This window comes from Dolichospermum circinale AWQC131C, from assembly GCF_000426905.1.
GTDB lineage: Bacteria > Cyanobacteriota > Cyanobacteriia > Cyanobacteriales > Nostocaceae > Dolichospermum > Dolichospermum circinale.
This window is the reverse complement of record NZ_KE384600.1, coordinates 40,745-50,676: the sequence shown is the minus strand read 5'-3', so window position 1 is coordinate 50,676 and position 9,932 is coordinate 40,745. Positions and strand designations below refer to the sequence as shown.

At 37.6% G+C, this 9,932-nt stretch carries 10 protein-coding genes; 7 read left to right on the top strand and 3 right to left on the bottom strand.

What is annotated here, in order from left to right:
• The first annotated feature begins 102 nt into the window (after window positions 1-102).
• The 5 genes from nifU (at window position 103) to ACIR131C_RS22090 (ending at window position 5,609) form a co-directional block, all read left to right on the top strand.
• Complete coding sequence (gene nifU / locus ACIR131C_RS0106685) at window positions 103-1,014, top strand: Fe-S cluster assembly protein NifU (protein WP_028089571.1); 912 nt, start codon at window positions 103-105, stop codon at window positions 1,012-1,014.
• A gap of 253 nt (window positions 1,015-1,267) precedes the next feature.
• Window positions 1,268-2,158: a nitrogenase iron protein gene (gene nifH / locus ACIR131C_RS0106680; RefSeq protein WP_028089570.1), complete on the top strand. Its 891-nt coding sequence runs from the start codon at window positions 1,268-1,270 to the stop codon at window positions 2,156-2,158.
• Between the two features lie 131 nt (window positions 2,159-2,289).
• Complete coding sequence (nifD, locus tag ACIR131C_RS22095) at window positions 2,290-3,684, top strand: nitrogenase molybdenum-iron protein alpha chain (protein WP_051347504.1); 1,395 nt, start codon at window positions 2,290-2,292, stop codon at window positions 3,682-3,684.
• Window positions 3,685-4,199: 515 nt separating this feature from the next.
• Entirely contained in the window at window positions 4,200-4,934 is a 735-nt protein-coding gene (locus ACIR131C_RS0106670; protein ID WP_028089569.1) for a Uma2 family endonuclease, read from the top strand.
• Between the two features lie 66 nt (window positions 4,935-5,000).
• The gene (locus ACIR131C_RS22090) at window positions 5,001-5,609 is read left to right on the top strand and encodes a Uma2 family endonuclease (RefSeq protein WP_051347503.1); all 609 of its coding nucleotides are present in this window, start codon (window positions 5,001-5,003) and stop codon (window positions 5,607-5,609) included.
• 16 nt (window positions 5,610-5,625) lie between these two features.
• Here ACIR131C_RS22090 and ACIR131C_RS0106660 read toward each other — a convergent pair whose 3' ends face one another.
• On the bottom strand, window positions 5,626-6,015 hold the full coding sequence (locus ACIR131C_RS0106660; protein ID WP_028089568.1) for a hypothetical protein: 390 nt from the start codon (window positions 6,013-6,015) through the stop codon (window positions 5,626-5,628).
• Between the two features lie 137 nt (window positions 6,016-6,152).
• On the opposite strand from ACIR131C_RS0106660, the gene ACIR131C_RS0106655 reads away from it, so the two are divergent.
• The gene (locus ACIR131C_RS0106655) at window positions 6,153-6,887 is read left to right on the top strand and encodes a Uma2 family endonuclease (RefSeq protein WP_028089567.1); all 735 of its coding nucleotides are present in this window, start codon (window positions 6,153-6,155) and stop codon (window positions 6,885-6,887) included.
• 28 nt (window positions 6,888-6,915) lie between these two features.
• On the opposite strand, the gene ACIR131C_RS0106650 is transcribed toward ACIR131C_RS0106655, so the two are convergent.
• Complete coding sequence (locus ACIR131C_RS0106650) at window positions 6,916-8,298, bottom strand: helix-turn-helix domain-containing protein (protein WP_028089566.1); 1,383 nt, start codon at window positions 8,296-8,298, stop codon at window positions 6,916-6,918.
• 12 nt (window positions 8,299-8,310) lie between these two features.
• On the bottom strand, window positions 8,311-8,451 hold the full coding sequence (locus ACIR131C_RS25430) for a hypothetical protein (protein WP_155963034.1): 141 nt from the start codon (window positions 8,449-8,451) through the stop codon (window positions 8,311-8,313).
• A gap of 430 nt (window positions 8,452-8,881) precedes the next feature.
• On the opposite strand from ACIR131C_RS25430, the gene ACIR131C_RS0106645 reads away from it, so the two are divergent.
• A complete protein-coding gene (locus ACIR131C_RS0106645) occupies window positions 8,882-9,559 on the top strand; it encodes a hypothetical protein (protein ID WP_028089565.1) in 678 nt (225 codons plus the stop codon).
• Window positions 9,560-9,932: the final 373 nt, after the last annotated feature.

Here is a 9,932-nt window from a genome sequence, read left to right as displayed (position 1 = left end):
GGGATTCCTCTATTACCAATTACCAATTATCAATTACCAATCCAAAATCTAAAATCCAAAATCTAAAATCCAAAATCCAAAATCCAAAATCCAAAATCAATTATGTGGGACTACACTGATAAAGTATTAGAGTTATTTTACGATCCTAAAAATCAAGGTGCAATTGAAGAAACCGGTGAAGTTGGTGTGAAAGTGGCAACTGGTGAAGTGGGAAGTATTGCTTGTGGTGATGCTTTAAGATTACATTTGAAAGTTGAAGAAGCAACAGATAAAATTCTTGATGCACGTTTTCAAACTTTTGGTTGTACTAGTGCGATCGCTTCTTCTAGTGCTTTAACTGAAATGATTAAAGGTTTAACTTTAGATGAAGCTTTGGGAGTAACAAATAAGGAAATCGCTGATTATTTAGGTGGTTTACCTGAAGCGAAAATGCACTGTTCTGTTATGGGTCAAGAGGCTTTAGAAGCTGCCATTTATAATTATCGTGGCATTCCTCTAGAGGCACATGACGATGAAGAAGGTGTCCTCATCTGTAGTTGTTTCGGAATAACTGATGCTAAGATAAAGAAAGCAGTTGCACAAAACAATCTCTTCAGTGCAGAGCAAGTAACAAATTATGTAAAAGCTGGTGGCGGATGCGGTTCTTGTTTAACGAAGATTGATGATATAATCAGAGAAGTAAAGCAGGAAGCCGCCAACAAAAATCTCTACAGCTACAAGGCGAAAGCTAAAACAGAAATTCCTAATTCAGAGTTTATTGTCGGGCAACAAAAACCATTAACTACAGTCCAAAAAATTGCCCTGATTCAAAAAGTATTAGATGAAGAAGTTCGACCCGTGTTAATCGCCGACGGGGGAGATGTAGAACTTTATGATGTCGAAGGTGATAAAGTTAAAGTAATTCTTCAAGGTGCTTGCGGTTCATGTTCTAGCAGTACCGCTACTTTAAAGATTGCCATTGAAGCGAGATTACGCGATCGCATCAGCAAAGAAATTATTGTCGAAGCAGTTTAGAAATTAGTCATTGGTCAGTGGTCAGTAGTCATTAGTCAGTGGTCAGTAGCAAAACAAAGGACAACGGACAACGGACAACGGACAACTAACAAAAATCCCTACAACCCAATAAATACTATGAACACCACTAGATGTTTTGTAGAGCGATCGCCCCCGTAGCGACGTTCTACACACGCTCACCGCCGTAGAACTTGGCCGTGAGAACCGACAGACGAAAAACACCAAATCAACCAATTCTAGGAAAACACGAACAATGACTACTGACGCAAATATTAGACAGATAGCTTTCTACGGCAAGGGCGGTATCGGTAAATCTACCACTTCTCAAAACACCCTCGCAGCTATGGCTGAAATGGGTCAACGCATCATGATCGTAGGTTGCGACCCTAAAGCTGACTCCACCCGTTTGATGCTTCACTCCAAGGCTCAAACCACCGTATTACACTTAGCTGCTGAAAGAGGCGCTGTTGAAGATTTGGAACTCCACGAAGTCATGTTAACCGGTTTCCGTGGTGTTAAGTGCGTAGAATCTGGTGGTCCAGAACCCGGTGTAGGTTGCGCTGGTCGTGGTATTATCACCGCTATTAACTTCCTAGAAGAAAACGGTGCTTACCAAGATTTAGACTTCGTATCTTACGACGTATTAGGTGACGTTGTATGTGGTGGTTTTGCTATGCCTATCCGTGAAGGTAAAGCACAAGAAATCTACATCGTTACCTCTGGTGAAATGATGGCGATGTACGCTGCAAACAACATCGCTCGTGGTATTTTGAAATATGCTCACTCCGGTGGTGTACGTTTAGGTGGTTTGATTTGTAACAGCCGTAAGGTTGACCGCGAAATCGAATTAATCGAAACCTTAGCTGAACGTTTGAACACCCAAATGATTCACTTCGTACCCCGCGACAACATCGTTCAACACGCAGAATTGCGTCGTATGACCGTTAACGAATATGCACCTGATAGCACTCAAGGTAATGAATACCGCGCATTAGCGAAGAAAATCATCAACAACCAAAAACTCACCATCCCCACACCTATCGAAATGGATGAGTTGGAAGCATTGTTGGTTGAATTTGGTATTCTTGATGATGACACTAAGCACGCTGAAATCATCGGTAAACCCGCTGCTGCTACCAAGTAGTATTTAGTAATTAAGGAATAGGAAAAAGGAAAACTCTACATTACCTCCTTTTTACCTTCCTTTCTGCCCTTGGGGATTAATTTCCCCATCCCTACCCAATTAATATCTTTAAAAGCCAGAAGAGGCCAGACATGACAGTTCCAGACAACAAGAAGATTGTTGAAGAAAGAAAAGAACTAATTAAAGAAGTTCTCAAAGCTTACCCCGAAAAAGCTGCTAAAAAGCGCGAGAAGCACTTAAACGTTCACGAAGAAGGTAAAACCGATTGTGGTGTTAAATCTAACATCAAATCCTTACCCGGTGTAATGACCGCCCGTGGTTGTGCTTACGCAGGTTCTAAAGGTGTGGTTTGGGGTCCTATCAAGGACATGATCCACATCAGCCACGGTCCTGTAGGTTGCGGTTATTGGTCTTGGTCCGGTCGTCGTAACTACTACTTAGGTACAACAGGTGTTGATACCTTCGGTACTATGCACTTCACCTCCGACTTCCAAGAACGGGACATCGTATTTGGTGGTGACAAGAAACTCACTAAATTAATTGAAGAATTAGATGTATTATTCCCCTTAAATCGCGGGGTTTCTATTCAATCTGAATGTCCTATCGGTTTGATTGGTGATGACATCGAAGCAGTAGCTAAGAAGACATCTAAAACCATCGGTAAGCCAGTTATTCCCGTACGTTGCGAAGGTTTCCGTGGTGTGTCTCAATCATTAGGACACCACATTGCTAACGACATGATTCGTGACTGGGTATTCCCCAGAGCAGATCAAGGCAAGAAAGACGGTACACTCAAGTTTGAAGGTACTCCCTATGACGTAGCCATCATTGGTGACTATAACATCGGTGGTGACGCTTGGGCCAGCCGGATTTTATTAGAAGAAATCGGTTTGCGTGTTGTTGCACAATGGTCTGGTGACGGTACAATCAACGAAATGTTGATGACACCAAACGTGAAGATGAACCTCATCCACTGCTATCGTTCTATGAACTATATCAGCCGTCACATGGAAGAGGCTTATGGTATTCCCTGGTTAGAATATAACTTCTTTGGTCCTACCAAGATTGCTGCTTCTTTACGCGAAATTGCTTCTAAGTTTGATGCTAAGATTCAAGAAAACGCAGAGAAAGTAATCGCTAAATACCAACCTACCATGGATGCGATTGTTGCTAAATATCGCCCCCGTTTGGAAGGTAAGACAGTGGCTATGATGGTTGGTGGTTTACGTCCCCGTCACGTTGTTCCCGCTTTCCAAGACTTAGGAATGAAGATGATTGGTACTGGTTATGAGTTCGCTCATAATGACGACTATAAACGTACTACTCACTACATTGAAAACGGAACTATCGTTTATGACGACGTTACCGCTTACGAATTTGAAGAATTTATCAAAGCATTGAAACCAGACTTAGTTGCTTCTGGTGTGAAAGAGAAGTATGTCTTCCAAAAGATGGGTCTTCCTTTCCGTCAAATGCACTCTTGGGATTACTCCGAACTTGGTAATGTTGCTGGAAAGGTGCGTTAGTTTAAGGTTTTTTAGTTGGGGAATTAAGACAGTTTAATTTTTAGACTAAATGGATTTTATTATGTTCTATAATAACATTGTTTATAGATAACTGCAAGTAGTAAAAGTCTTATTATATCTGATTTTGAGATGGTTGTTAATTTGTGATGTTTGGTGATTTAGTGATATGGGATAACTTTTTGTGGATTGATTTTATAGACTAAATTTATCTAAATAAGAAAAACAGGAGTAGTATTTACGGCTTTTTATAAGTCATGTTTCCTACAGTTATGGAAGAGGGCTAAGAGGACTAATAATTCTGTGGTTACATAAGCAACAGATGATTTTACCTGAAGATAGCGGTGTGCAAAGAAGCCTCCGCACTAAATCCTTGATTTTATGCGTGGATAGTCACTCTGATCATTTTAACCGTAGTTTTGGGGCGATCGCATAACAATAATCATAAATTACATCCTGTAAATCCTGATTCAGACAATTAATGCTACAATAAACCAATAACTACTTGGTATCATACCATGATGATTACTCAAGCGCCAGAATCCCCATCTCACACATTAGAAGATATATCAGAAGAGATAATTTTCCCACCCAGTGACCTATATAGTGATGAACCTCCCGTGGAAACAGAACTGCATTTACGACAAATTATTCTCCTCCTCAAATGTTTAGAATGGTTATGGAAGGAGAGAACTGATTTTTATGCTGTCGGAAACCTAAGTATTTACTATAGTCCTCATCAAAAGAAATCAAAAGATGTTAGAGGTCCAGATTTTTTCGTAGTTTTAGGAACAGAACGAAAAACTAGAAAAAGTTGGGTAGTGTGGGAAGAAAATGGCAAATATCCTCATGTCATTGTCGAAATTCTTTCACCAACTACAGCTAAAACTGATAGAGAAACTAAAAAACTACTTTATCAAGATACTTTCCGTACACCTGATTATTTCTGGTTTGATCCTTATACATTAGAATTTGCAGGATTTAATTTAATTAGTGGCAAATATCAACCCTTACAACCTAACGAAAAAGGACATTTATGGAGTGAAGAATTGGGTTTATACTTAGGGATTCATGAGGGTTTATTAAGATATTTTACATCATCAGGAGTTTTAGTTCCTACACCGGAAGAAAGCGCAGAGATGGAAGCAACAAGAGCAGCAATGGAAGCAGAAAAAGCGAAAATATCAAATGAAAAATCTCAAAGGTTAGCCGCAAAATTGAGAGAGTTAAATATTGATCCAGATACAATTTAAGGAAATCTCAAATCAAATTGTGTTTGCTTGAATCACCCCAAATTTGTATATTAGGAGTATTATTTTATGTCAATCATGACTATTAAAGATGTAGAAAAACTGCAAACTGCTATCAATGATGCAGGTTTAGATTACGATGTTGAATTAACAAACGGGAGAATTTCTATTGTGGGTCCATCAGATATTGTATCTAGCGAAATTGGTATTCTTTTTAGCCGACTATTAGCGAATTGGGTTTATCCCCGTCGTTTAGGAAGAGTATTTGATTCTGCGGGAGGTTTTATTTTACCTAATAGCAACTTAACCGCTCGCGATGTTTCTTTTGTCAGTGCTGCACGTCTGCGTCAAAGTCCCCGTTATTTTGGCGAACTTGTACCAGATTTAATAGTAGAAATTAAATCTCAAAGTGATAGAATTAAAATATTAAAAAATAAGATTCTCAACTTAATCAAATTAGGTGCAATTATTGGAATTTTAATTGTTCCTGATGAAGAAACAGTAACAGTTTATCGTTCTCAAGGTGAACCAATAGTTTTTCATAATGGCGATATTTTAACTTTACCAGAACTTTTTCCGGGTTGGGAATTAGCTGTTTCTGAATTATGGCCTCCTATTTTTACTGAAGAAGAAATAGAAGGCTTAACGGACGACAAGGGAATTGAAAAAAAGAATTAAAAAATCCAAACATTCCCTAAAATTTCACACCGATTTGACCATTAACTCCTCGCACAGAATTGTAACCAGCACCCACAAAAATATGATCGCTAGTGACTACTTGTACACCACCAGAAACAGCCACTCCTTGATCTTCCGAATACCAACCAATTCCGACATAAGGTGAAATAAATGGTAAACTCAAGAATTTTAAAAAATCTGCTCCCATAGCACCTTGAGGACCCCTTCCTACTTCAACACCAAAACCTAAGACCTTAACACCCGCACCATAAGTAACTTCACTATCTTTACTTCCCACCGTCACCCAAGGTTGTGGTAAAAGTTGAGCCGCAACCTGATGAGGAGTAAATATATTTAAGCAAGTTAGGGATGAAATGATTATTTTGATCATCAATGCTTTTTTCATCGTTGTTTTCCTCTACTACCACTGATATCCTAACATTTTCATAAACACAATTAAAAATTTTTTTGGTGTTGTCTAGGTATAATTTAACATTCTCGGAGTCATGTTATAATCAACAAATAACTACTTGGTATCATACCATGATGATTACTCAAGCACCAGAATCCCCATCTAACACATTAGAAGATATATCAGAAGAGATAATTTTCCCACCTAGTGACCTATATAGTGATGAACCTCCCGTGGAAACAGAACTGCATCTCGAACAAATAATGCTCTTAATAAAATCTCTCAAATGGTTGTGGAAAGAGAGAAATGATTTTTATGCTGTGGGAAATCTCAGTATTTACTATAGTCCCCATCAAAAGAAATCAAAAGATGTGAGAGGTCCAGATTTTTTCGTGGTGTTAGCAACAGAAAGAAAAACTAGAAAAAGTTGGGTTGTGTGGGAAGAAAATGGTAAATATCCTAACCTGATTGTGGAAATTATTTCACCAACTACAGCGAAAACTGACAGAGAAACTAAAAAAGAACTTTATCAAGATATTTTCCGCACACCTGAGTATTTTTGGTTTGATCCCTATACTTTAGAATTTGCAGGTTTTTATTTAATACATGGTAAATATCAACCTGTAGAACCGAATGAAAAGGGACATTTATGGAGTCAAGAATTAGGTTTATATTTAGGAATTGTTCAGGGTTTATTAAGGTATTTTACACCAGATGGAGTTTTAGTTCCCACACCGGAAGAAAGTGCAGAATTTGAAGCACAAAGAGCAGCAATTGAAGCTCAAAGAGCAACAATGTTTGATGAAAAAGCTCAACGGTTAGCAGCAAAGTTGCGAGAATTAAATATTGATCCAGATACAATTTAATTTAGATCCCATTTAGATCCCCGACTTCTCAAAGAAGTCGGGGATCTAGTTTGTGGTAAAATTTCCTAATCAGAGGTGAAATCTCTAAACTCACTTCTGCATTTATTTGTTGGGTAGAAATAAGGAAACGCCTTTTTAGGGATTGAATACTAGTAACTATTAGCTCATAAACCTGATGACTATTTTCCAGTTCACTTAATAAAATTGAGCCATTTTGACTAGCTATAAAATGCAATAATTCTACTTCTGATGGTGGTAAGATATCTAAACTTTGCTCTAAAAAAGCCGTTAATTCAATATCTAAAAAAGGTTGATCTAGCTGCAAAAATTTATTGGTGTCACCTGCAAATAATTCTTGAATAAGATAACCAATGATGTGTAAATATTGGGGAGTTCCTTGATAAATATTCAGCAATTTTTGATAATTTTCCTCATTTTTCAAGCCAAATTTTTTAAGAATGTTCACACCGTCATCATCTAATCCCAATAATTCCAGGGTGAAAACATGACTATGATCATTTTGTGGTTTAGATAATTCACGAATTTCCTCACTACTATTAATAATTAGACAACTTCGATGTTTGGTTGTTGATAATAATTTAAATAGATTCCCGTATTCTTCATACCCTTGTTGATATTTACCTGATACTTGATGCTTTGAAAAAATACAGTTAACATCGTCAATGATAATCAGATAAGAGTGGTTTTCTATGGCTTTTTTAAATTGTGAAAGTTGATGAGGTGAATTATCTTGAATAAGCTGATCATGAGGGTAAATTATCTCTGTGATTAGTTGTGTTAAACTGGGTAGAGATTTTAAACTTTTATAAATAACAAACTCAAAATTTTCTTTGATATGATCAACTAATTTTAAAGCTAAAGCAGTTTTTCCAATACCTTTAATACCCAGTAAGGTTATTAAATTACATTTTCCTTGAAGGATTTTTTGTTGTAGTAATGATAATTCTACTTTGCGTCCATAAAAATCACCGATTTCAGGTGCATCTTTTAAATCTAGATGAGAGGTTATCTGTTCTTTTTTATGGATAATTTCATCATTTTCTGATGATGGTGCAGATTCTTTAAATAGATTACCACTATTGATTGTGAAAATATTAGTTGAAGAGAAACTACATCTACCTGTTGAAGAGAAACTACATTTACCTAAAGTTGACTTGACATTAAATTTATTAACTTTTTTTCCAACTGCTTGAGATAAGGATTTCCACAATTTACTGGCGCTATCCTTGATGTATTTTTCGCTGTGTTGGTGTTCCTTGGCGATATCTGCGTAAGTTCTACCCTGTAGTGTCCCTTCTAGGATAGCTCTTTGTAAATCATTGAGATGCTGTCCTTGATGCTCAAAGACTTGGTTATCTGCAATTTCAATTATCTCTTCAATATTTAACACTACTCCCCCCCTTCAAGTCAAGACTTTTTGATATTCTATCATGCTTTTAATACGTCTTCTAGCGAAACTACATAGGTAAAAATCATGGCGTTGCTGATTTGAGGTATGAAAATGATTTTTGATGATTTCAAAACCCTTGTAGAGACGTTCCATGGAACGTCTCTACACCTAAATTCATACCCTAATTCAGCAACGCCAAAATCATCTGCGCTGGTTGTAAACTTGTTAGCCTGGCGACTGTAAGTCACGGTTACACAGACAAAACCCCCCTTTGCGGGTTGGAAGCCTGGCGACTGGAAGTCACGGCTACACAGACAAAAACCGCCTTCGCGGGTTTGGTGTAAGAGATAAATTTTTGACTAATAGCGTTTATGAAGATTTTTATGGGTGACATAATATTACGTTTAAAGACTTTTATATTACTTCCACATACCTTTGAGGGCTTTACATCCTCTTTTGGGCATATTAAAGTAAGTATGTTTGAGAACTATCGTAATTTATTGTGGGTCGGGTAGTGAATTTCATATTTGTCTACATTTACTCCCAATAAGAATTTGTACGTTATTTAAACGGGGGAATTGACATGAATAAGATTATATCATCTGCGATCGCTGTTTCTGCCATTACTGTATCTACTGTCTTTGGTTCAAGTTTAGTTAACGTTAATATACTACCAGCCCAGGCTCAAAAATCATCAAATTCTAAAACATGGTACATACGTTACACAACTTTTATTCCGGGGAAAATAGTAAAAGTACCACTAAGGAAGAAGTGGTTTAGCGGAGATAACAGGGGATTTGATGTAGACGGTAAAAGTTACCGGACTAGAACTGATGTTACTATTGTCTGTAAAACGGGGAGCAACAATGTCACCATGCGTCCATTTATTGGTACATCAACTGAAGTTACTTCGGACGGTACATTTGTTGACTCTGCTATTGCATCAAGTAATGGTATTAAATTGATAATAAAACAAACCTATCCCACCATCAAATTTACAGTTAAACATGAAGTCGGGATTCCTCGTAAGTTGTTGTTTCCAAGTCCAGATATTTATTATTCTTACACAGGAGAATTTGATTGCGAAAAAGGAACCTATACACTTGAGGGAGAACATGATAAAGCACCGAATCACGAAGTTTATCTCAAAAACTCAGCGTCTGTTGGGTGGAAGACCATATACAGATTTAACGGAGAGGACTTTACGTGTTTAGTTGCAGGCGCGTGCTTTAAATCCAAATGGAATTGGCCTAATGAGTAGTCAAAATTACACAGGCAAAACCCGCTGGGGCGCGGATTTGCTACAAGATATGGATTTTTGACTGGTGGAGTTTGTGAGTATTCCCAAATGATTATGACTTTAATGATACAGTTTTCTCCTTTGGTTTTTAGAGGTTGTTTGAAAACTTTTTCTTGTGGGACTTGACACCCGCAGATATTCCTTGAAAAGCAGGGCGTTTTCATTCTCTAAAATTGCGATCGCTCATCAATAGAGTTATTTCAGATCCTGTCAACTATCAGACAATTTCCCAGAGCGATCGCTCGAATTAACCACCGAATACCTCATCCTGTAAATCCTGATTCAAACAATTTCCCACAGCGATCGCTCATCATTAATTATCCTCAAATTAGCA

What these genes read in the sequence shown, in the direction of transcription:
- ACIR131C_RS0106655 (WP_028089567.1), top strand. Translation starts at nt 6,153, where the DNA reads ATGATGATTACTCAAGCACCAGAATCCCCATCTAACACATTAGAAGAT.
- nifD (WP_051347504.1), top strand. Translation starts at nt 2,290, where the DNA reads ATGACAGTTCCAGACAACAAGAAGATTGTTGAAGAAAGAAAAGAACTA.
- ACIR131C_RS0106660 (WP_028089568.1), bottom strand. Translation starts at nt 6,015, where the DNA reads ATGAAAAAAGCATTGATGATCAAAATAATCATTTCATCCCTAACTTGC.
- ACIR131C_RS0106645 (WP_028089565.1), top strand. Translation starts at nt 8,882, where the DNA reads ATGAATAAGATTATATCATCTGCGATCGCTGTTTCTGCCATTACTGTA.
- ACIR131C_RS25430 (WP_155963034.1), bottom strand. Translation starts at nt 8,451, where the DNA reads ATGGAACGTCTCTACAAGGGTTTTGAAATCATCAAAAATCATTTTCAT.
- nifU (WP_028089571.1), top strand. Translation starts at nt 103, where the DNA reads ATGTGGGACTACACTGATAAAGTATTAGAGTTATTTTACGATCCTAAA.
- ACIR131C_RS0106670 (WP_028089569.1), top strand. Translation starts at nt 4,200, where the DNA reads ATGATGATTACTCAAGCGCCAGAATCCCCATCTCACACATTAGAAGAT.
- nifH (WP_028089570.1), top strand. Translation starts at nt 1,268, where the DNA reads ATGACTACTGACGCAAATATTAGACAGATAGCTTTCTACGGCAAGGGC.
- ACIR131C_RS22090 (WP_051347503.1), top strand. Translation starts at nt 5,001, where the DNA reads ATGTCAATCATGACTATTAAAGATGTAGAAAAACTGCAAACTGCTATC.